This window comes from Guptibacillus algicola, assembly GCF_020171805.1.
Lineage (GTDB): Bacteria > Bacillota > Bacilli > Bacillales > Guptibacillaceae > Guptibacillus > Guptibacillus algicola.
Genome location: NZ_JAIVAF010000005.1, coordinates 61230 through 83903 on the forward strand (window position 1 = coordinate 61230; position 22674 = coordinate 83903).

Consider the following 22674-nt stretch of genomic DNA (forward strand, 5'->3'; position numbering starts at 1 on the left):
AGCCCTCTCCGACTTTCGGAGAGGGCTACCCGTAGACGTGTTTTTTTGCATAGTAATAAGCGGTTCCTAGCGATAAGATCATTATTCCGAGTAGGAATAGATAGGTTAATTGAAACGATTTTGAACTGTATGTCAATCCGTTTAATTCAAGGAGGATTCCACCCAGAACTGCTCCCGAAGCACTGCCGACAAACTGAACGAGTTGTTTCATGCCTATTCCGGTAGCGGTCTCTGATGAAGGTAAAATACGCGATACCTCATTCGTTGTGCTTGAAGAAAGGCTAGAGAATCCGAAGCTAGTAAACATATAGCCGAACATGGTCATATAAGGATTAAGAGGAGATAAGAAGTAAAAGATGATCGTGGAAATCAATAGTAACACGTGTGCAAGATAAATGACTTTCATGTTTCCATATCGATCGATTATTTTTCCTACATAAACAGCGGCAACGGCTGACAACATAGCTCCTGGAAATATGATATAGCCAATGACAGATGGGCCCTTATCAAATACGTTTTGTAGCATGAGTGGCATGAGGAGCAATATAGCAAAGTGCGTTGTAAAACCTAGGTAACTCATATAAAGAAGAAGTCGATAACCTTGCTTCTTAAAGAGTGCAGGCTGAACAAATGGTATTGCTGTTTTTGTAAGCCGTAACCAAAGGAGAAAGATAGCAACGACTCCTATGAATAGATAAAGAAAATTAAACGTTGAGATCAATAACAAGAAACTAGTAACAGATACTCCTGTAAGGATTGCACCGAGGAAATCAAACGAACCTCTCTTTACCGCCTCTTCAGGTAATCGTTTAAAAAGAATTGGGATTAGGGATAGCACGAATAACGTCACAACAAAGAGATAATTCCAAGTCAAGTATTCCGTTATTATACCACCTATAACTGGCCCAAGCCCAAATCCTAGAGAAGATGCCGAAGCGATGAACGCCATCGCCCTTCCTCGTTTCTCAAGAGGAATAAATCTACCAGCAAAGACCATCGACAGTCCTGGAATCGCTGATGCCCCTGTAGCTTGTAAAAGCCTTGCGGTAAGAAGGAGAGCGAAACTTTCAGCAAAGAAACCAAGGATTGAACCGATACCGAATATGACGATTCCCATTATAAGAAGACGTCTTATCGGAAGGTAGTCAGACAATCTTGTATAAGTTATCGTGAACACTGCAAGAATAATGGAGTAGCCAGAAACGATCCACGCCCCGTCAGATGGGCTTAAATCAAATTCATTTAATATGTTAGGAAGCGCGACGTTGAACATCGTTGTATTCATCACAACGAGCCAGACAGCTGCGCTTAATATGAGAATAGTACGGAAATAGTTCTTTTCATTCATCATCGTTAAACCTCCTGATGCTGCTCTATAAAAACAACACCAGCTTATTGTAAACCATTACCCCCGGTTAAGTCCCATTTGACGTTTATGATGGGGATGGACCCTTCTTTTTTTGTTCAAATCGTTTTGCGAGTTCTTGTTTCGCTTGGTTATACGTAAGGCCTGAATTTGCATTTAGCTTCTTTACTTCATCAATATCAGTTCCTGATTTCGATTTCATCGTATTCACCACCTTTTCATTAGCTTTTGAACGTTCTAACCGTTTTATGTAGAGAAATTACAACATGTTATAATGCAAACAGAATCAAAAACTCGAACAGATAGGATGACATGATGAGAAACGAAACGCGCGTGCAGATTCAATCAAAGCACAAAAAGAAGTTTCTGAACGGATATCCCCTTATATTTAAAGAAGCACTCGCAAACCCTGAGAAGTTAAAAGAAGAGGGTGCGATTTTAAATCTCGTAGATAACAACGGAGACTTTATAGGAAAAGGGTATTATGGAAGACAGAATAAAGGATATGGATGGGTCTTGACCCAGGATGCAAATGAATCGATCGATGACGCGTTTTTTACCAAAAGGATTCAACGAGCTCTTACCTATCGAAAAGCTTTCTTTGAAGATCCGAATACCACTGCTTTTCGTATTGTTAATGGTGAAGGTGATGGACTTGGAGGCATTACCATCGATCGTTTCAATGATTACTACTTGATCAATTGGTACAGTGAAGGTGCCTATTCATTTAAGAATGAGGTCGTCAATTCATTGAAAACACTGGTGGACTTTAAAGGAATATATGAGAAAAAACGCTTTGACTCTAAAGGTCAGTATGTCGAAGATGATGACTTCGTAGCTGGGGAACGCGGTGAATTTCCTATCATTGTAAAAGAAAACGGCGTGAATTTTGCTGTTTATCTTAATGAAGGCGCTATGGTAGGCGTATTCCTAGACCAGCGCCCCGTGAGAAAAATGATCCGTGATAAATACGCGGAAGGTAAGAGCGTATTGAATACGTTCTCCTACACGGGTGCGTTTTCTGTTTTCGCTGCATTAGGTGGGGCAGTTCACACAACAAGTGTTGATCTTGCGAATCGGAGCTTAAATAAAACAATCGAACAGTTTAGTGTGAATGGAATCGACTATGAAGCGCAGAATATTTTAGTGATGGATGTCTTCAAGTATTTTAAGTACGCTCTGAAAAAGAACCTTACGTTCGATATGGTAATCCTTGATCCACCTAGCTTTGCACGTTCCAAGAAACACACATTTAGTGCTGCTAAAGATTATAAGAATCTCTTGAAAGAGGCGATTGCCATAACAGAGGACACTGGAATCATTGTTGCCTCAACCAATTATAGTGGCTATGATATGAAGAAGTTCAAAGGGTTTGTTGATCAAGCATTCAAAGAGAGTGGAGGAAAGTATAGATTACGTGAAGAATACACGTTACCAGAAGATTTCCGTACCACAAAAGAGTTCAGAGAAGGAAATTATTTAAAAGTAGTTTTTATCGAGAAGATAAAAGGTTAAGACTAAATAGACCATTTAAAACCCCGCATCCATCGATGTGGGGCTTTTCTATTAAAGCCTTTTTGAGGAGATTGCTTCACGCATCCGCTGAAGCGAGTCCTTCGCTTCTTCTTTTCTTGCGATCATCACATTCACATAAAGAGCGTCGACGAGACTTAATTGAGCGATTCTAGATGCGAATGCTTCAGAGCGAAATTCTGTTTCTTGTGAAACAGTGTATAACGAAATATCTGCTTTTTTACTTAACGGGGAGGTAGCAAGGTTTGTAATTGCAATCGTGGTAGCACCACTTTCTTTTGCGATGTCAGCTACTCGTATGATGTCTTTGTTTGTTCCTGAGTGAGAGATGAGAATAGCTAAATCCCGATTCGTTAGCTGAGAAGCGCTCATAATTTGCAGGTGCGCATCACTATAAGCCGCCGTTCGTAGTCCTGTTCGAATAAACTTATGCTGTGCATCCATCGCGATGATCCCCGACCCGCCGTTCCCGTAAAACTCGATTCGGTCAGCGGTCAAAAGCGCTTCTACAGCTTTCTCAATACTCGTACTCTCTAGAATGTGACGCGTATCCTCAAGCGTTCTAATATTAGAGCGCAGAACTTTTTCAGCTACAACTTTTCGCGAGTCAGATTCTGAAATCGTTTCGTGGATATCTTGAATCGGGTTCACGATTTCTGCAGCAAGTGCAATCTTCATCGCTTGAAATCCTTTGAAGCCAATTCTCTTACAAAAACGAAAAACGGTTGCATCTGCTACACCTAAGTCCTCCGCAACCTGGTTTATTGTACTATGGATGATCTTGTTCGAATGATTGATTATGTAATCCGCTACTTGACGCTCTTTTTCACTAAACTGAGAATATGAAGAGCGAATTCTAGGAAGACAGTGACGGGTTTCAGTGCTAGACATTAACATTCTCCTCTCACTTTTACTCTGTTCTTCTTATTGTAACCGATTACAAAACTTATGAAAATAGATTTCTTGGAAGCGGTTGCAATAAAAAATATTTATTGTATAATTCGTTTGTAGGAAATATTTTTTCCTGAACAGTTATGATTCTTTACATATAGTCACTTGGACATCGAAAATCAGCGCAATTATGTAAGCGGTTCCTTATCTAACCACCATTTATAGTTGAATTCATCGAAGAGGTTAGTACATATGAAAATGAAGGAGGAAACAACATGTCAGGTAATATGTTAATTTTGTTAGCGGTTCTAGCTATTTTTGTACTTTTATTTCTAGTTATTAAAACGAAATTACATGCGTTTGTATCGCTCTTATTAGTGAGTTTACTAGTAGGAATTGCGGCAGGAATGCCGTTAGAAGGCGTCATCGAGTCGGTCAAGAACGGAATGGGTGGAACGCTTGGATTCGTCGCTGTCGTCGTTGGTTTGGGTGCGATGTTTGGTCAGATGCTAGAAGTATCCGGTGGTGCTGAACGACTTGCACAAACGCTCATTAAGAAGTTCGGAGAAGAACGAGCGCAGTGGGCACTGGGGTTAACAGGTTTTATCGTAGCCATTCCTGTTTTCTTTGATGTTGGTTTTATTATCCTTGTTCCACTTGTATATAGTCTTGCAAAGAAAACTGGGAAGTCCTTGCTGCATTACGCAATTCCACTTTTAGCTGGACTAGCAGTAACACACAGCTTTATCCCGCCGACCCCAGGTCCGATCGCAGTTGCTGATTTAATTGGTGCGGATCTTGGTTGGGTTATTCTCTTTGGGGTCCTAGCGGGTATTCCATCAATGGTTATCGCTGGTCCACTATTTGGACGTTATATCGGTAAGAAAATTCATGCAACAGTTCCTGATTACATGGAAATTAAAGAGAAAGAGTATGATAAAGAGCTTCCTGGTTTTTGGCTCGTTACTAGTTTGATATCGATTCCACTAGTATTGATCTTAGCAAACACGCTATCTGATCTACTTATTAAGGATGGAAGTTCACTCGTTCCTGTACGTTCTTTCCTAACGTTCATGGGGCATCCTTTCGTGGCGTTAACGATTGCAACGATTCTAGCATTTATTCTACTTGGTACATTGCGCGGCTATACGAAAGAAGATGTACAGGGTATTGCGAACAAAGCTCTTGAGCCAGCTGGTATCATTATTCTTGTAACAGGTGCTGGTGGGGTTTTCAAACAAGTCTTAATCGATTCAGGTGTAGGACAAGTTCTAGGTGAGAAGATGGCTTCATCACCTTTGCCTCCTATTCTATTAGCTTTCTTAATTGCTGCAGCTGTTCGGGTTGCACAAGGTTCTGCAACGGTTTCGATGGTAACCGCAGCAGGGCTTATGTCTCCACTCATTACGAGCATGGATATGCAGGGACCAGTACTTGGAATGATGGTAATTGCCATTGCAGCAGGTGCAACTGTGCTATCTCACGTGAACGACTCTGGCTTCTGGCTAGTAAACCGATTCTTAGGGTTGAATGAAAAAGACACGCTAAAGTCGTGGACTGTCATGGAAACCTTGATCGGTCTTGTTGGGTTCGCTGTTGTCTTTGTTTGTAGTTTCTTTATTGGATAGTGTTGGATGCGAGCATCGTAATGCTCGCATTTTGTTATTATACTGAATGCAGGAGGAGATTACTTTGAAAGAGACATATATGATTGGTGTCGATATTGGTACAACGAGTACGAAAGCGGTGTTGTTTAACGAGAGTGGGCATCCCGTTACAAAGCATAATGTTGAATATCCACTTTTAACTCCAACTCCGGGTACAGCAGAACAAGACCCTGAAGAGATTCTTCTTGCTGTGGTGAAATCCATCCGAGAAGTGTTAACTGAGCAGCATCTTTCTTCAGAAAATATATCGTTTGTTTCCTTTAGTTCTGCTATGCATAGTTTGATCGCTGTAGATTCAGAGGGGAAACCGATAACAAACTGTATCACATGGGCAGACAACAGAAGTGCAAAGTGGGCTCGGAAGATCAAGTCAGAAATGAATGGTCACGAGATTTACATGCGTACAGGTACGCCAATCCATCCGATGTCCCCTTTATCAAAATTATTATGGATGAAGAACGAGAAAGAGGATGTATTTTCGAAAGCAAGTAAATTCATCTCAATCAAAGAATACGTCTTCTATCGCTTTTTCCATAAATACGTTATCGATTATTCGATTGCTTCTGCGACGGGGTTATTTAACCTTGAGAAGCTTGATTGGGATGAGGAGGCGCTAGAAGTCGCAGGTGTTACAAAAGATGAGCTATCGATACCTGTTTCAACGACTACGATCTTGGACGGTTTGAAAGAGCCATATATCGAAGAAACTGGACTTAGCGAGTCGACTAAATTTGTAGTCGGAGCAAGCGATGGTGTTTTATCGAATTTGGGTGTGAATGCAATCGATCCAGGCGTTGTAGCCGTAACGATTGGAACGAGCGGAGCCATCCGCGCCGTAACGGATCGTCCTGTGACAGACCCCCACGGACGAATCTTTTGCTACGCTCTTACTGAAAACAAATGGGTGATTGGCGGACCAGTCAATAATGGTGGCATAACGTTCCGATGGGTTAGAGATCAGTTTGCAGCCTCTGAAATGGAAACAGCAAAGCGTCTCGGTATCGACACGTATGAAATCTTGACTAGAATTGCAGAACAAGTGCGACCAGGCTCAGATGGATTGATTTTTCATCCGTACCTTGCTGGAGAACGTGCGCCATTGTGGAATTCAGATGCGAGAGGAAGTTTCTTCGGTCTAGCGATGCATCATAAAAAAGAACATATGATTCGTGCAGTTTTGGAAGGTGTTATATTCAACCTCTATAGTGTGCTAGAGGCACTTAAGGAACTTATCGGTGAACCGAAACAAATCAAAGCAACTGGTGGTTTTTCAAGGTCAGCTCTGTGGCGTCAAATGATGGCAGATATTTTTAATGAGGAAGTAATTGTTCCTGAAAGCTATGAAAGCTCATGTCTCGGTGCCATTGTTCTAGGAATGGAAGCTCTAGGTGATATCGATTCATATAGTATCGTATCAAACCTTGTTGGCAGTACGTACTCTCACCAGCCTGAAGCAGAAAGTGTGAAACTATATTCAGAGTTACTACCGATCTATATGAGTATTTCTCAGAAGTTGACGGAGGAATATAAAGCTATTTCAGCATTTCAGACGAATGTATTAGGAAAGTAAACAAAAAGGACAGCTCCGCTCTGGAGCTGTCCTTTTGTTATATTACCTATTGATAGATCGCTTCATTCAGCATCGTCGTAGCCTGATCGATCTCTACATCTTTTGTTAGTACAATTTCACTTATGAGAAACTGCTGGGCATTTTCAAGCAGCTTTTTGTCGTCTGTTCCTAGTGGTCTTTTCTTGTTGAGGGTAACCAGTTCTCGAATGACCTCTACGTGGTTGCGGATATCCCCGGTTTTCAGCTTATTCATGTTATCGCGATATCGCTGGTTTCTGTTTGCATTCGGTTCTTCATCAAACTCAGCGTCATGATGAAAGGTGGTTAGAATATCATCCATTTTATTGGAATCCAAAACTTCACGGATATTCAAGTTCTCCATTTTGCCTTTTGGTATCATCACCTGGATATCACGAAATGCAATATGAAGAATATAATAGAGCTGTGTTTCGCCCAGAATTTCTTTCTCTTCGATAGCTTCAATTACACCTGCACCGTACATGGGATAAAAAACTTTGTCGCCTACCTCAAACAAGCGCCCACCTCCAAAATAATTAATTATAGCACAACTACTATTATATCATAAATAGAAAATGTACACTAATTTTAATTTATTTTAAATTCGTTACCTAATAATTTGATAGCCTGTTATAATCTCTTATACAATTAATAAAAGCGTTGTCATTTCGTATAAATAGGAGGCTATCATATTGAATCTTGGTATTCTTAGTTTTTGGCACGTTCACGCAAAAGATTATGCTAGAGAGGCCGAAGAACATCCTGAAACGACCATAACTGCAATTTGGGATGAGGATGAAGAACGAGGAAGAAAAGAAGCTGGTAAGTCGGGAGCAGAATACATAGGTAGTCTCGATGAACTACTTGCTAACGATTCGATCGATGGGGTGGTCGTGACTTGCCCTACGAATATGCACAAAGAGATTATGATAAAAGCCGCCGAAGCAGGAAAACACATTTTCACCGAAAAAGTTCTAGCAGCAACAGAAAAGGAAGCCTTAGCGATCATCGATTCGGTGAAACGTGAGGGTGTAAAGCTATTTGTGTCGTTACCAAGGGTGTATGATGGTTACACCTTAGCTATACAAAACATCATCGATACAGGGGAAATTGGGGAAATCACACAGTCTAGAGTTCGACTTGCCCATGACGGTGCTACCGCAGGTTGGTTACCTCATCATTTCTATAATAAAGAAGCATGCAAGGGAGGAGCTCTAATTGACTTAGGGTGCCATCCAGTCTATTTAACAAGGCTGTTTCAAGGAATGCCAAAAAGCGTCTCAGCACAATTTGGGTATGTGACGGAAAAGCCTGTTGAAGATCAGGCGGTAGTCACATTTCACTACTCAGGGGGCTCATATGGCATCGTTGAAACTGGTTTTGTGAACCCGCATTCTCCTTTTACTATTGAATTACATGGCACGAAGGGTTCTGTTCTGTATGGGATGCCTGATGATGTCATCCTATTGAATAAAGGAGAAGGATTCGAACGAGTTACGATTCCAACTGATCAACCATCTCCGTTCAGTCAGTGGGTCGATCATGTTCAACATAATAAAGATACCGATGAAAACATTGCACTCGCACTCGATTTAACCGTTCTGATGGAAGCGTCCTATCGATCAGAACAGGAAGAGTCTGAGGTAACGATTATCTCGTAGCTTTAATTAAATGATAAATGAAGAATAGTAGAACCCGCCCATTATCTGGACGGGTTCTTTTTGGGTTTATATTTCTCTTATCGTAATTTATTCCTCAATCGAGATGTGTTTAAATGTTGTAACGTCGAAAAGCCCCATATCCGTAAGCTTTAGTTCTGGTATAACAGGAAGGCTTAGAAATGAGAGGGTTAGAAAAGGATTGAAGTGATTTGGTGCGCCTACCTTTTCGAGAGCACTATCTAACTTTAGCAACCCTTGGTTAACCGTCTGATAATCCTTCTTTGAGAGCAGGCCCGCAATCGGTAGTGCGAGCTCGCCAACGATGTCTCCATCATTCACGACCACCAAGCCACCACCAATGTCCCTTAAGGTATTTACTGCTGTGATGATGTCGTCATCATTCGTACCTGCAACGATGACATTGTGGGAGTCATGACCGACAGTAGTAGCGATTGCGCCGGTTTGAACCCCTAACCCTTTTACAATACCAAGGCCTATGTTTCCTGTATCATGATGTCTCTCAATAACGGCTAATTTTATAAGATCATTTTCTTCTGAAGGTATAAAATTATGGTCAGTATTTGTTTCTACCTTCAGTTTAAGGTGCTTTGTCACAATTTGGTTTGGAATGACTTCAATAACATTAGCGTACTTGTTTTCAAGTGTAATGGTTAAGGTTTCTTTATTTAACTCTGGCACATGAACAGTGTTACGAATGTCATGTGGAGGTAGAGGTGTAGGTTCAAAAGGAGTAATACCGTTCTCAGCTACGAGTTTGCCGCCGTGATAGACGTGATGAATATCGAACTCTTCAAGATCGTTCAATAAAAGAAAGTCTGCATCAAGACCAGGGGCAATAGCTCCTTTGTTCAAGCCATAGCATTCAGCTACGTTGAGTGAAGCCATCTGAATAGCGAGGTACGGATCGATTCCATGCTTAATAGCTAGCCGAACGTTGTGATCGACGCTACCTTCTGATATCAGATCGTCCAAATGCTTGTCATCAGTACAAAACATAAAACGCCTTGCATTGTGAGTATTAATCGCAGGAAGAAGCTGCTCCAAATTTTTCGCAACTGACCCTTCACGAATGAGGACATACATGCCCCTCTGAATGCGTTCTAGTGCTTCTTCAGCATTCACACATTCGTGATCCGTGTTAATACCAGCGGACTTATAGACATTGAGGGCATCACTTGTAAGACCCGCGGCATGTCCGTCTATTTTCTTATCGTTTTGAAGAGCATCAAGAAGCTTCTGGATCATTGAGGGCTCTGCATTTCTAACGGAGGGAAAGTCCATCACTTCAGCAAGTCCTAGGACCCGAGGGTGGCTGTAAAAGGATTTCAACTCTTTTGCCGTTAGTACAGCTCCAGCGTTCTCAAATGGCGTGGAAGGGACACAAGAAGGAAGCATAAAGAAAACGTCCAGCGGAATTTGTTCTGAGTCTTCAATCATAAAGGAAATACCCTCCGCACCGAGTACATTCCCTATTTCATGAGGATCTGTTACGACAGCAGTTACTCCGTGGGGAAGCACCGCCCTTGCGAATTGTGACGGCGGGACCATTGCAGATTCAATATGGACATGCGCATCGATAAGGGAAGGGACGAGAATCTTATTTTTTGCGTCAATGGTTTTCCTCCCATTATACTCTCCGATACCTGCAAACTTCCCGTCACTAATTGCGACATCGCCTGTGATGAGGCGCAAATTATACACATCTAAAACCTTCGCATGTTTAATCACTATATCTGCAGGTTGTTTTCCTGAAGCCGTATGAATTCTTTTTACTAGTTGATCCAAGTTGATAAGCTCCTCTCGTTCTGGAATTCTCCAGCCTGACAGAGGATGATCCTTATTATGCAATCATCGTAGTCAAACCATTTGCGGTAGTTTGGTAGAAACATTTGGACCATATTTCCAATACGAAGTACGTTTACTTATATTAATAGGATATAATATACATTCTCCATACTTTCGTCAATTCATGCTTCTAAAATTACTTTGACAAGTATATTGATAATTATGCAGATTCCGAGTAAACTTAAGTAAGCGATATCATTTGAGGGCTTTTTTTATTGCACAATTGAGCAAACGTTTGCACTTAAAAAGTTGACTCATTTTCAAATAAATAGATGGGGGTGTATGAGAATGAATAGAATTTGGTGGAAAGAAGCAGTAGGTTATCAAATTTATCCCCGCAGTTTCCAAGACTCTAACGGTGATGGCATCGGCGATTTGCAAGGGATCATTCAACGACTAGACTATATAAAAGAATTAGGAATAGATGTGATCTGGATTTGTCCGATGTATAAGTCTCCGAATGACGATAACGGGTATGATATTTCTGATTATCAAGATATTATGGAAGACTTCGGTACGATGGAAGACTTCGATCTTCTTCTTCATGAAGTGCACAAACGTGGAATGAAGTTGATTATTGATCTTGTACTCAACCATACGAGTGACGAGCACCAGTGGTTTGTGGAGTCTCGTTCTTCACAAGAAGATCCAAAACGTGATTGGTATATTTGGCGAGACGGAAAAGACGGACATGAACCAAACAACTGGGAGAGCATCTTTGGAGGTTCTGCATGGGAATATGATGAGAAAACAGATCAGTATTATCTTCATGTGTTCTCAACGAAGCAACCTGACTTGAACTGGGAAAACTCCGATGTTCGTGATGCGCTATATGATACCGTCAACTGGTGGCTTGATAAAGGGATCGATGGGTTCAGAATCGACGCGATCAGCCATATTAAAAAGCGTCCGGGCCTACCTGATATGCCAAACCCGAAAAATGAAAAATATGTTTCATCCTTTGACATGCATATGAATCAAAATGGAATTCAGCCGTTTCTTGAAGAGTTTAAAAATAAAACGTATGCGAACTACAATGTCATGACCGTTGGTGAAGCAAACGGCGTATCGATAGAGGAAGCGGATCAGTGGGTTGGAAAAGAAAAAGGTAAGATGGATATGATTTTTCAATTCGAGCATCTTGGGCTTTGGGATGCCGAAGAGAACACTGATTTAGATATCGTAGCCTTAAAGAAAGTATTGACCCGTTGGCAGAAAGGCCTTGAGGGTGACGGGTGGAATGCACTTTTCGTAGAGAATCACGATAAACCTCGCGTAGTATCTACTTGGGGAAATGATGAAGAGTTTTGGAAGGAAAGCGCTACTGCAATGGGTGCGATGTACTTCCTGATGCAAGGTACACCTTTCATTTACCAGGGGCAAGAGATCGGGATGACGAACGTTCAGTTTCCTTCTATAGAAGACTATGATGATGTTGCTGATAAAAACCGCTATCGTATTCAACGTGAAGCGGGTGTTGCTCATGAGGACATTATGAAAGTCATTTGGGCATCATCACGTGATAATAGCCGTACTCCTATGCAGTGGAATACTGATTCAAACGCTGGCTTTACAACCGGCAAACCGTGGATGAAAGTGAATCCTAACTACGAAGAGATCAACGTAGCAAGCCAAGAGCAAAACAAAGATTCAGTATTATCATTCTATAAAGAGATGATTTCCCTGAAGAAAGATAATCCAGTTTTCACGTATGGAATCTATGATTTGATCCTTGAAGATCATACCCAAATTTACGCTTATACGCGTACAACTGAGGATGATAAGGTTATCGTTATAACGAACCTTTCGACTGAACCAGCTGCATTCAATTCTGACCTTACACTGAAGGGTGAGAATTTACTGCTTCATAATTACACAGTTGAAAAGAACGAAAGCACACCTTTTGTACTTAAGCCATATGAGGCTAGAGTATATCGCATATAATTGATAGAACTAAGCTGTCGAATAAGCCTTCGACAGCTTTTTTTCTACCATGCTAAAGTTGCCGGTCCGCCTATAGGAACGCCAGGACGAGGAACTTATTTCACTCCATTGTTTCACGTGCAACATTCTAGCTGGTATGATAAGAGGAAAGGCTGAATTGAGGAGATTGGTAAAGTGAGTAAAAGACTAATCCTTGCTGAAAAACCTTCAGTAGGACGAGATATTGCAAGAGTATTGAATTGTTCAAAGAAAGGTAACGGATATCTAGAGGGAGACCGTTACATCGTGACATGGGCACTAGGGCACCTTGTTACCCTGGCAGATCCAGAGGTTTATGATAAAAGGTACAAAACGTGGAATTTAGATGATCTTCCTATGTTACCTTCTCCGTTAAAGCTTGTCGTTATTAAACGAAGTGGGAAGCAATTCAGTGCCGTTAAGGCGCAGATGAACCGCAAGGATGTAAATGAAATCATCATTGCAACAGATGCAGGACGTGAAGGCGAACTCGTAGCGAGATGGACGATTGAGAAGGCTCGCGTGAATAAACCGATGAAGCGATTATGGATTTCATCCGTTACGGATAAGGCAATTCGTGAAGGGTTTAAGAATTTAAAAGATGCTAAGAACTATGAAGCCCTTTATCAATCGGCAGCAGCGAGATCAGAAGCGGATTGGTATGTTGGATTGAATGCTTCAAGAGCGCTAACAACGAAATTTAATGCGCAACTTTCGAGTGGAAGGGTACAAACGCCAACCCTTGCGATGATTGCTCATCGTGAAGACGAAATCAAATCATTTCAGCCAGAACGCTATTATGGGTTGGTCGCTGTTGTAGATGGTTTCTCACTAAAATGGCGAAGTAAGCAAAATAAAGAATCTCACCTTTTTGATCGAAATCAAATTGATAATATCAAGGCGAAACTAGCCGACAACCACGCGATTGTTGAATCCGTTGATAAAACGAAGAAAAAGACATATTCTCCTGGGCTTTATGACCTGACTGAACTTCAGAGAGAAGCACACAAACGGTATGGTTTCTCAGCAAAAGAGACGCTGTCAGCAACGCAAAGGCTATATGAGCAGCATAAGCTTGTTACATATCCAAGAACAGACTCTCGATTTTTATCATCAGATATGAAGGATACATTGAAAGAACGACTCCAAGCTGTTTCTTCATATGAAAGATCAGCAAGAAAGATTGCAACACAGCCTCTCAGGACTGGTAAGCATATCATCGACGATAGTAAGGTATCTGATCATCATGCGATTATTCCAACCGAGCAGCACCCTGCTATTCGCGAGTTGAGTGATAAGGATCGTAAGGTATATGAGTTGATCGTTAAGCGCTTTGTGGCTGCATTGTATCCCCCTTATGAATATGAACAAGTTACGGTTCATGCTCAAATCAATGGGGAGGCCTTTGAAGCAAAAGGTAAAAGAGTACTCTCAGCAGGTTGGAAAGAAGTATATGGTCATGAAGAGACAGACGAAGTCCTACCAGAGCTTGAGAAGGACCAGAAGCTGAAGGTTCTTTCCCTCACCAGGACAGAAGGTACAACAAATCCACCGGCTCGTTTTAATGAAGGGTCATTATTAACAGCAATGGAGAAGCCTGCACAGTTCCTCGAGCAGCAAGACAAACGTTTTGCAAAAACGCTAGGTCAAACAGGTGGACTAGGGACAGTCGCTACTAGGGCTGATATTATCGAAAAGTTATTTAACAGCTTCCTCATCGAAAAGAAAGGGAAGGATTTAACGATAACAGCGAAAGGAAAACAGCTTCTAGAACTTGTACCACCAGAGCTTCAATCTCCTGCACTCACTGCAGAATGGGAACAAAAGCTAGAAGCAATCGCGAAAGGAAAGTTAACGAAACAAGCGTTTATTAAAGAAATGAAGGCTTATGCTGAAGAAACTGTACAAAATATTAAGGCGAGCACAAAGAAATTTAAGCATGACAACCTTACTGGTACAAAGTGTCCAGATTGCGGCAACTTGATGTTAGAAGTGTCGAATAAGAAAGGCAAAATGCTCGTTTGTCAGGACAGAGAATGTGGCTACCGAAAAGGTAAGAGCAGAGTGACGAATGCCAGGTGCCCGAAGTGTAAGAAGAAACTAGAACTACATGGCCAGGGAGAAGCGCAGACATTTATTTGTAAATGTGGTCATCGAGAGAAACTTTCTTCATTCAATGAACGTAAGAGTAAAGAAAAAAATCATAAAGCATCCAAACGGGATGTTTCGAAATATATGAAGAATCAACAAAAAGATGAGCCTGTCAATACAGCATTAGCAGATGCGCTGGCCAAGTTGAAACTGGATCAAGATAAGTAAGAAGCAGGTACGCCTGCTTCTTTTTAAATAGAAAGCAGGGTAGTTGATGAAAAGATTTAATGAATTTGGATTGAGCGAGGAATTGATTGAACAAGTAGCGGAATATGGAATCGACACTCCTACCACGATTCAAGAAAAAATGATCCCTCCTTTATTGGATGGGAAGGACCTCCTTGTCAGAGGTAGAACGGGTACAGGAAAAACATTTGGATTTCTTCTGCCTGCAGTTGAAATGCTTAGAGCCGATGAAAATAGGGTAAAAATCCTTGTTATTACACCTACTAGAGAGTTAGCTCTACAAATAACAGATGAAGTGAGAAGGCTTTTGCCCTCAGAAGAGAAAGCAGTTGCGATTTATGGAGGACAAGATATACAGATTCAAATCAGTCGCCTTAAAGTAGCGACGGTCGCTGTTGGAACACCTGGAAGGTTGCTCGATCACGTTAGACGAGAAACGATCGACCTGCATTCCGTGTCTATGTCCATACTGGACGAAGCAGATCAAATGCTACATATCGGCTTTTTACCTGAAGTATCTGAATTAATGGAAGTTCTCCCTAAGGACAGACAAGCCGTATTGTGTTCAGCAACGATGCCAGCACCTATTAAGGAGCTTTCTAGTCGATTTCTTACTGACCCTGTAGAATGTTACGATGATGCTGCCATCACGATTCCGGACATAAAACAAACCGTCTTTATGACAAAAGCTCGGTTAAAACAGGAAACATTAGTGACCATTCTTCATCAATTTCGTCCATACAAAGCGATACTATTCTGTAGAACAAAGAGGAGGGTAGATCGCCTAGCTGAAGCACTTACGTTAAAAGGGTATCAATGTGGGATATTTCACGGAAACCTTTCTCAAGCTAAGAGAGAACAAGTCGTAGCACAATTTAGAAACGATGAGGTTCAGTTCCTTATTGCAACGGACATAGCCGCTAGAGGCCTTGATATTGATGGAGTCACACATGTAATCAATTATGATGTTCCCCATGATGTAGAGGGGTATGTTCATCGTATTGGGAGGACTGCTAGAGCAGGTGGCCAAGGAATCGCTGTTACGCTTGCCACTCCATCAGATGAACAATTGCTTCTAACGATTGAAAAGTCGCTACAAATCAGACTGAAAAGAAAGACGTTGTAGGAGCAATATTTACTAATTTTAGGAATTCATGAGCAGAAATCCATACAAGTTTACTGAAATCATTTAAAGTTATAGAATACTTAAATAGAGAAGAAACAGAAAACCTGTTTCGATAAGGAGGCTGCCTGTGGTAGATTCAATTTTGTTTAATATTATGCTTGTTGGCGTCCTCGGTGTATTTTCACAGTGGTTTGCATGGCGATTTAACATGCCAGCCATCGTAGTGATGTCAATAATCGGTCTGCTTGTGGGTCCGATCTTTGGTATATTACATCCCGATAACGTGTTTGGTGATCTATTTGATCCGTTTGTTTCTATCGCAGTCGCTATTATTTTATTTGAAGGAAGTTTGAATTTAGATTTTCGTGAAATAAAGGGGCTAGGTAGACCGGTTGGAAGAATCGTCACAGCCGGGGCATTTCTCGCATGGTTACTTGGATCACTGTCAGCCCATTATGTAGCTGGACTATCGTGGGGAGTTGCCTTCGTTATAGGAGGACTTTTCATTGTGACCGGTCCAACGGTTATCCTTCCGCTATTAAGACAGGCAAAGCTTAAGCCAAGGCCAGCTAAGATATTAAAATGGGAAGGAATCATCGTAGATCCGCTCGGTGCACTACTTGCGGTATTTGCGTTTGAAATCATCAAGTTTCTTCAATTTGAAGAAGCTACGCCAACTGTACTTCTTCTCTTCTTCCTAGCATCACTGTTCGCGACACTATTCGGGTTCTTATGCGGACGTGGAATAGGGTGGATGTTCGAGAAGGGGTACGTTCCTGAATTCTTGAAATCTCCGGTTGTATTCGGTGTCGTTATTCTGTGTTTTGCCGTAGCGGATGAAATCGCACACGAAACAGGATTACTGGCAGTAACGGCAATGGGGATTACGATTGCCAATATGCATATCTCGTCGATCGATGATATGAGGCACTTTAAAGAGAATATTTCTGTTTTATTGATCTCAACAATCTTTATCATGCTAACGGCATCGCTATCTGTTGAAACACTGTTAGAAATATTCCAGTGGCAAATCTTAGCGTTTGTATTATTGATGCTCTTTATCGTAAGACCTCTTTCCATCTGGCTGTCCACGATTGGGACCGATCTCTCCTGGCAGGAGAAAACCCTTGTCGGGTGGATTGCACCGCGAGGTATCGTAGCCTTAACAGTTGCAAGTTACTTTGCGAGCGTCCTTCTTGAAGCAGGATTTGAAGATGCGAAGATATTGATTTCACTTACATTTGCGCTCGTATTTGCGACAGTTGTTGTCCATGGGTTCTCCATTCGATGGACAGCTGAAAAACTAAATCTCGCAAGTGATGAGCAGCCAGGTGTGGTCATTGTTGGAGGAAGCTCCTTCAGTACCGCTCTTTCACGCACGCTTCAGCAGCTGAAAATACCTGTGTTAATCACCGATTCGTCATGGAAAAGGTTGATAACAGCTAGAAAAGCAGGGGTTCCTTTTTATCGAGGAGAAATTCTCTCCGAGCAAACTGAATATCGATTAGATTTGACTCCGTATGAATATATGCTTGCAGCTACTGAACTGGATTCATACAATGCATTAGTTTGCACCACGTTTGTTCCAGAAATCGGGAGAAACAATCTATATCAACTCAGCCTAAGAAGTGATAGAGGCGATGATATTGAGGAGCTCGTTCATACAATTGGAGGACGGATTGCATTCAAAGAAGGTGCTACGTGGGAACACTTGAATAGAAAAGTAGAAAGTGGCTACGTCCTTCGTAAAACAAACATTACTCAGCAATATAATTATGATCAATATTTAGAGGAGATTGATGAAGAAACAGTCCAACTGTTCATCAAGAAACCTTCAGGAAAACTCGACTTCTTCTCACATGACTCAGAGGTAAGAGGTGAGGCAGGAGATGTTGTTGTTAGTCTAATGCCTCCTAGTAAAGAGTTTAATCGGATTCAACAAAAACTTGAAAAACAACGAAATGAAGAGGATAAGGTTCAGAACCGTCAGGAATGACGGTTTTGAATCTTTTTTTTAATCAAGAATCCCTAGTCACCTAATCACTTATAGAATGAGGAAAACTACCTTATGGTATGCTGATGTAAAGAGAAGGCAGCGGAGGGGTAATATGTATGATGTCGTTATTATTGGAGCAGGAGTAAGCGCAATCTTTATGGCTCATAAACTTACGGAGCTACACCCTGATTATAAGATAGTGATGATCGACAAAGGTAAAAAGCTTCATGAGCGTTCTTGTAAAGGTGATGGATGCGGATGTGAAGTGTGTGACCAATACATAGGATTTGCTGGACTAGGAAAATCTGAAGGAAAATTCAACTATACGAATGACTTTGGAGGTAATCTTGGTCTGAAGGTTGGAAGTGAGCAAGCCATGAAGCTTATGGAGCAAGTAGATGAGCTGATCTGTACGTATGGAGGAAATGCTGTAGAGAGTTATCGTACCCATAATCCCCAATTAGCTGAAGAAGCTGAACAACATGGTCTAAAAGTGCTGACAACTACTGTTAGGCATCTAGGAACAAAACGATCAACTGAAGTTTTCCAAAACATATATGACTATTTGAAAAGTAAAATTGATTTCGTATTTGAAGCTGATGTGATAGAAGTTACTAAGCATAATGAGTTTTTTATCAAAACGAGTCGAGGAACCTTCCACTCGGATAAAGTTGTGTTCGGAACTGGCAGTAGTGGTAGTGAATGGATGTTGGAAAAGGGTGAGACGTTGGGATTGAAGCCTGGTCCTTCTCGTGTTGACTTAGGTATTCGCGTTGAGATGAGAGGAGATCAGCTTCAGCATATTCTAAAGGAAACCTTTGAAACGAAGCTTTATGTAAAAGGATCTACTTATGAAGCTACGACATATTGCATGAATCCAAACGGTCGTATCATTCGGAAGTTTCAACATGGCCTCGTGATGGCGGATGGTCAGAATCAACGTGAAAAAGGGTTGAGCAATAACCTCAATTTCACTCTGTTCGTGCCTTCGTTTTTTAAATCCAAACATGAAGCAGATGAATTTGCCAAGCGTATCATTGGTGGAATTAATCGAGGGAGAGACCGAATCGTTGTACAGCGTCTTGAAGATTTGCATAATAGCGTCGAAACGGATGATCAAAAGCTAATGCGTAACAGGATCAAACCAACACTGTCAGCAGAACCAGGGATTCTGAATGAAGAAGTTCCTAGTAAGTATGTAACGGCCATACAAGAATTCTTACGGTCATTAGAGAGTCTTCTTGGTGAGACGATCGATCCCGATACACTACTTTATGGAATGGACGGTAAATTTTATGAGCCAAAAATCAAAACAAACCGCTGGTTTCAAACAGAGGTGGACGGCCTATATTTAATCGGTGATTGTTCAGGGGAAACACATTCACTGTCGCAGGCAGCAGCAAGTGGTCTGTATACAGCGGAACATATATCAAAGACCGGCCAAAATTAGGCCGGTCTCAGTTTGTAGAAAAACCTGATTATTGTGTTCCCTATGCCGTAGGAGTTTGAATACCACAAGATTCCTGTGGACGAACGCCCGAGCCTCGTCGCGGACAAAAAGCCGTCCACTCCGAGTCTCGAACGCCCGTTTTCCACGGGGGTCAAGTGGTATTCACTCCTACTAGGTTGCAATCAATCGAAGCAAACGTTCCGACCGATTATAATGAAGTAGTTCTTCGCTTTATTTCTCTGAAGTAATTTACTTTGCTTTTGTCTTGTTTTCAGGAACACATATTAATGTTGATTGGAGCGGAAGGATGCTCGACTCCTGCGGGACATGCGGGACAGGTGAGACCCCACAGGAGCGTTTTGAAAGCGACGAGGAGACTCACCGCCCGCCCCGCGGAAAGCGAGCATCCTGAAAAGGAAATCACTACCCTATCGGTGGCGAATGGTCCTTAATACTTTTTCGACAACCTAAGACCGGCCAAATTTAGGCCGGTCTAATGGATTATGAAACTGGTCGTTCAGACAGTTTCTTTTCTTTATTTAATCGGAATTTCAAGGTGAATACACTCAAAGCCACTAAAGCGATAAGACTTAAACCGATATAGAGATTACTATAGATAAGGTTGTCTCCTAATTTAGAGAGTGGATTGAGCGATAAGGACACGTTAGACATGTCCAGCAGGCGACCAAAAATAGCTGAACTAAAGGCGCCAGCCATAAAGTTGAGTAAGTTGAAAACTCCCATTCCAACGCCGTTTTGGTGATCAGGTAAAATCGTCGAAATCAAATCGGCAGTTGAACTTTGAATAAGAGGGAACCCAAGATACGCAATAAGGAGACAAGGTACAATCACCCAAGCTGCGTAGCCTGAAAAGGTCGATATGAAAAAGGTTCCGCTGGCGATGAGAACCAGTGCAATCCTCACAACGGTCGTAGCACCCTTTTGTTCAATAAGTTTACCGCCAATTTGGCCAATTAACCCGGCAGCCATAGCACCAGGGAACAGGACGAGACCGATGGCTAAAGTCGATAGCTCGTTTAAGTCTCTCAACATGATTGGTATAACGAAAATCAGACCGAAGAGTGCAGAAGTCCCGAGAAAGCTTGTAAGTGCTGTGATTGTGTATTTTGTATTTTTTAAAATGAGTGGATCGATAAACGGTTTATCGATTGTGAATGTCCTGTAAAGAAACACTCCAAATAATACTACGAATGATACAAGTAAGTACCAGAAGAAAGTAGTAATATAGATGAGCAATGCTGCTACTGAAGCAGCCATCAATAACGCTCCAGGTATATCGACTGTGCCTTTTCGTTTTTCTTCATGAGGTAACCATTTACGAAACAATGGAATAGCAAAAATTGTTGCTACCGAGAAGAGGAAAAGGAAACGCCAATTCATCGTTCCTCCCACAACACCTCCAATAATAGGACCTACACCTGAAGCGAATGCAACAGTTGAGGAGATTAGTCCAAACACTCGACCTTTTTCATTTGGAAGAAAGCGAATGGGAACAATAAATGCTAAAGCAGGGATCGTGGCGCCACCTGCAGCTTGTAAAAGTCTAGCGAGAAGGAGCGTTTCATAATTCGGCGATATAAAACCAATAAATGCTCCGGTGGCAAAAATGGCGATGCCAATCGTGAACAATGTCTTAATAGGATAAATATCTGCAAGCTTTCCATACATAAGTGATCCTATAGCGAAAACTAAAATATATCCTGTTAGAACCCAGCTTACCTCAGATGGACTTAAGTCAAATGCAGCCGCAATATCGGGAATCGCAACGTTAAACATCGTTCCGTTCATAACGGCAAAGGCAAGAATTGTACACACCAAGATAATCAGTCGTTTTCTTTCACTTGGTGTGAATTCATTCCCTATATGTGAATCTGGCATGAATACCCTTCTTTCTATTTAGGAACTCGAAATAATAATGACCCACCTTATAATAGAATGGAACGGTACTGATGTAAATTAACTAGCCTCATGGAAACGATTTTACCAGTTATAGACAAAAAACAGATAATCTATTATGATTAGAATGGAAATTCAGGCGGAAGGGGTGAAGAATATGACGACCATCAAAGATGTAGCAAAACGGGCAGGCGTTTCTAGAACAACCGTATCTCGCGTATTAAATGACAATGGCTACGTAAGTCAGGAAGCAAGAGAGCAGGTTTTGAAGGCAGTCCAAGAAATGGGTTATATTCCGAGCGCCCATGCGAAAACGATGAGGACGAAGCGTTCTGGTGTGATCGGTGTCATTCTTCCAAGGATCAGTACTGAAACTGCAAGTAGAGTGGTCAATGGAATTGAAGAAGAATTAGCTGATAATGGGTATCAAATCTTACTTACGAATACACAGTTAAAACCAGAGAAAGAAATCGAAAATATTAAGCTCTTAAGAAGCAGACAAGTAGACGGGATAATATTACTCGCTACAAATCGCAATCAAGAACTGTTGAACACGATAAATGAAACGAATATTCCTTTTGTAGCTCTTGGACAAGAATTAGAAGGAGTGACTTCTGTCATGTATGATGACTATCATGCGTCGTATTCTATTGTAGAGTCACTTATATCTAAAGGTCACGAGCGCATTGGGTTCATTGGTGTACAAGAAAGTGATCACGCAGTAGGTGTACTTCGTAAAGAGGGGTACAAAGATGCGATGAAGACACATAACCTTACTGTCGATAATAACTGGATTCAGTATGGTGACTTCACGTTCGAATCTGGATACGAAGCTGCAGAACGGTTAACGGCATGTGCGGAAATGCCAACTGCTATTTTTGCAGTAACAGACAGAATGGCGATCGGTGCATTAGGATGTTTGAGAGAAAGAAACATTCAGGTTCCTGAAGAAATGGCCGTATACGGAATCGGTGCTTCTGATCTTTCAAAACATGTAACACCAGCACTATCCACTGTTGATTACTTTAATGAAGATGCTGGCCGCCAAACAGCTCAGCTGATCTTACAGCAGTTGAAAGGGAAAACTTTGGAAGACAAAAAAATCAAACTTAGTTATAGACTTATCGAAAGAGATAGTGTATAGTAGCAAATGAAAACGATGTCATATATTTTTTACCGATGTGGAATCGTTCACACATTAAGCACATATAGAATTTATTCATAAGAATGTAGCGAGCGTTTGAAAGCGTTCGCATTAAAATGACCGACGTGGAATCGATACCACATTAATGATAATTAGAAAGGGGCTAGAAA

At 41.5% G+C, this 22674-nt stretch carries 16 protein-coding genes and 1 riboswitch; of the genes, 10 read left to right on the forward strand and 6 right to left on the reverse strand.

Features of this window, described 5'->3' with window-relative positions; translation table 11 throughout:
- Nucleotides 1-25: 25 nt before the first annotated feature.
- Both LCM09_RS16090 and LCM09_RS20840 read right to left on the reverse strand, forming a co-directional pair.
- Complete coding sequence (locus LCM09_RS16090; protein ID WP_224884026.1) at nt 26-1351, reverse strand: MFS transporter; 1326 nt, start codon at nt 1349-1351, stop codon at nt 26-28.
- An 82-nt stretch (nt 1352-1433) separates the two neighbouring features.
- Nucleotides 1434-1568, reverse strand: a complete 135-nt coding sequence (locus LCM09_RS20840) for a hypothetical protein (protein WP_263623039.1) — start codon at nt 1566-1568, stop codon at nt 1434-1436.
- A gap of 113 nt (nt 1569-1681) precedes the next feature.
- Here LCM09_RS20840 and LCM09_RS16095 point away from each other — a divergent pair, with 113 nt between their 5' ends.
- Nucleotides 1682-2881: a class I SAM-dependent rRNA methyltransferase gene (locus LCM09_RS16095; RefSeq protein ID WP_224884398.1), complete on the forward strand. Its 1200-nt coding sequence runs from the start codon at nt 1682-1684 to the stop codon at nt 2879-2881.
- A gap of 51 nt (nt 2882-2932) precedes the next feature.
- Here the strand turns inward: LCM09_RS16095 and LCM09_RS16100 are convergent, their stop codons facing one another.
- Nucleotides 2933-3790: a MurR/RpiR family transcriptional regulator gene (locus tag LCM09_RS16100; protein WP_224884027.1), complete on the reverse strand. Its 858-nt coding sequence runs from the start codon at nt 3788-3790 to the stop codon at nt 2933-2935.
- 275 nt (nt 3791-4065) lie between these two features.
- On the opposite strand from LCM09_RS16100, the gene LCM09_RS16105 reads away from it, so the two are divergent.
- Nucleotides 4066-5418: a GntP family permease gene (locus tag LCM09_RS16105; protein ID WP_224884029.1), complete on the forward strand. Its 1353-nt coding sequence runs from the start codon at nt 4066-4068 to the stop codon at nt 5416-5418.
- 46 nt (nt 5419-5464) lie between these two features.
- On the forward strand, nt 5465-7027 hold the full coding sequence (gntK, locus tag LCM09_RS16110) for a gluconokinase (RefSeq protein WP_224884031.1): 1563 nt from the start codon (nt 5465-5467) through the stop codon (nt 7025-7027).
- Between the two features lie 46 nt (nt 7028-7073).
- On the opposite strand, the gene LCM09_RS16115 is transcribed toward gntK, so the two are convergent.
- The gene (locus tag LCM09_RS16115; protein WP_224884033.1) at nt 7074-7562 is read right to left on the reverse strand and encodes a CarD family transcriptional regulator; all 489 of its coding nucleotides are present in this window, start codon (nt 7560-7562) and stop codon (nt 7074-7076) included.
- 172 nt (nt 7563-7734) lie between these two features.
- Between LCM09_RS16115 and LCM09_RS16120 the strand changes: the two genes are divergently transcribed.
- Complete coding sequence (locus LCM09_RS16120) at nt 7735-8706, forward strand: Gfo/Idh/MocA family protein (protein ID WP_224884400.1); 972 nt, start codon at nt 7735-7737, stop codon at nt 8704-8706.
- An 87-nt stretch (nt 8707-8793) separates the two neighbouring features.
- Here LCM09_RS16120 and ade read toward each other — a convergent pair whose 3' ends face one another.
- Nucleotides 8794-10518, reverse strand: a complete 1725-nt coding sequence (gene ade / locus LCM09_RS16125) for an adenine deaminase (RefSeq protein ID WP_224884402.1) — start codon at nt 10516-10518, stop codon at nt 8794-8796.
- Between the two features lie 43 nt (nt 10519-10561).
- Nucleotides 10562-10658, reverse strand: a riboswitch (purine riboswitch).
- 202 nt (nt 10659-10860) lie between these two features.
- Here ade and LCM09_RS16130 point away from each other — a divergent pair.
- The 5 genes from LCM09_RS16130 to LCM09_RS16150 all read left to right on the forward strand — a co-directional run bounded on the left by LCM09_RS16130 (nt 10861) and on the right by LCM09_RS16150 (nt 19443).
- Nucleotides 10861-12516: a glycoside hydrolase family 13 protein gene (locus LCM09_RS16130; RefSeq protein WP_224884035.1), complete on the forward strand. Its 1656-nt coding sequence runs from the start codon at nt 10861-10863 to the stop codon at nt 12514-12516.
- A gap of 174 nt (nt 12517-12690) precedes the next feature.
- Complete coding sequence (locus LCM09_RS16135; RefSeq protein WP_224884037.1) at nt 12691-14853, forward strand: DNA topoisomerase III; 2163 nt, start codon at nt 12691-12693, stop codon at nt 14851-14853.
- 46 nt (nt 14854-14899) lie between these two features.
- A complete protein-coding gene (locus LCM09_RS16140) occupies nt 14900-15997 on the forward strand; it encodes a DEAD/DEAH box helicase (RefSeq protein ID WP_224884039.1) in 1098 nt (365 codons plus the stop codon).
- A gap of 127 nt (nt 15998-16124) precedes the next feature.
- Nucleotides 16125-17993: a cation:proton antiporter gene (locus tag LCM09_RS16145; protein WP_224884041.1), complete on the forward strand. Its 1869-nt coding sequence runs from the start codon at nt 16125-16127 to the stop codon at nt 17991-17993.
- Between the two features lie 112 nt (nt 17994-18105).
- Nucleotides 18106-19443, forward strand: a complete 1338-nt coding sequence (locus tag LCM09_RS16150; protein ID WP_224884043.1) for an NAD(FAD)-utilizing dehydrogenase — start codon at nt 18106-18108, stop codon at nt 19441-19443.
- A 501-nt stretch (nt 19444-19944) separates the two neighbouring features.
- Here LCM09_RS16150 and LCM09_RS16155 read toward each other — a convergent pair.
- Entirely contained in the window at nt 19945-21342 is a 1398-nt protein-coding gene (locus LCM09_RS16155) for an MFS transporter (protein ID WP_224884045.1), read from the reverse strand.
- Nucleotides 21343-21478: 136 nt separating this feature from the next.
- On the opposite strand from LCM09_RS16155, the gene LCM09_RS16160 reads away from it, so the two are divergent.
- Nucleotides 21479-22504 (forward strand): LacI family DNA-binding transcriptional regulator, encoded by a 1026-nt coding sequence (locus LCM09_RS16160; protein WP_318246528.1) that lies wholly within the window; start codon nt 21479-21481, stop codon nt 22502-22504.
- Nucleotides 22505-22674: the final 170 nt, after the last annotated feature.

Excerpts from the sequence above, each read along its gene's own strand:
- LCM09_RS16090 (WP_224884026.1), bottom strand. The coding sequence starts at position 1,351 with ATGATGAATGAAAAGAACTATTTCCGTACTATTCTCATATTAAGCGCA.
- LCM09_RS20840 (WP_263623039.1), bottom strand. The coding sequence starts at position 1,568 with ATGAAATCGAAATCAGGAACTGATATTGATGAAGTAAAGAAGCTAAAT.
- LCM09_RS16095 (WP_224884398.1), top strand. The coding sequence starts at position 1,682 with ATGAGAAACGAAACGCGCGTGCAGATTCAATCAAAGCACAAAAAGAAG.
- LCM09_RS16100 (WP_224884027.1), bottom strand. The coding sequence starts at position 3,790 with ATGTCTAGCACTGAAACCCGTCACTGTCTTCCTAGAATTCGCTCTTCA.
- LCM09_RS16105 (WP_224884029.1), top strand. The coding sequence starts at position 4,066 with ATGTCAGGTAATATGTTAATTTTGTTAGCGGTTCTAGCTATTTTTGTA.
- gntK (WP_224884031.1), top strand. The coding sequence starts at position 5,465 with ATGCAGGAGGAGATTACTTTGAAAGAGACATATATGATTGGTGTCGAT.
- LCM09_RS16130 (WP_224884035.1), top strand. The coding sequence starts at position 10,861 with ATGAATAGAATTTGGTGGAAAGAAGCAGTAGGTTATCAAATTTATCCC.
- LCM09_RS16140 (WP_224884039.1), top strand. The coding sequence starts at position 14,900 with ATGAAAAGATTTAATGAATTTGGATTGAGCGAGGAATTGATTGAACAA.
- LCM09_RS16150 (WP_224884043.1), top strand. The coding sequence starts at position 18,106 with ATGTATGATGTCGTTATTATTGGAGCAGGAGTAAGCGCAATCTTTATG.
- LCM09_RS16155 (WP_224884045.1), bottom strand. The coding sequence starts at position 21,342 with ATGCCAGATTCACATATAGGGAATGAATTCACACCAAGTGAAAGAAAA.
- LCM09_RS16160 (WP_318246528.1), top strand. The coding sequence starts at position 21,479 with ATGATTAGAATGGAAATTCAGGCGGAAGGGGTGAAGAATATGACGACC.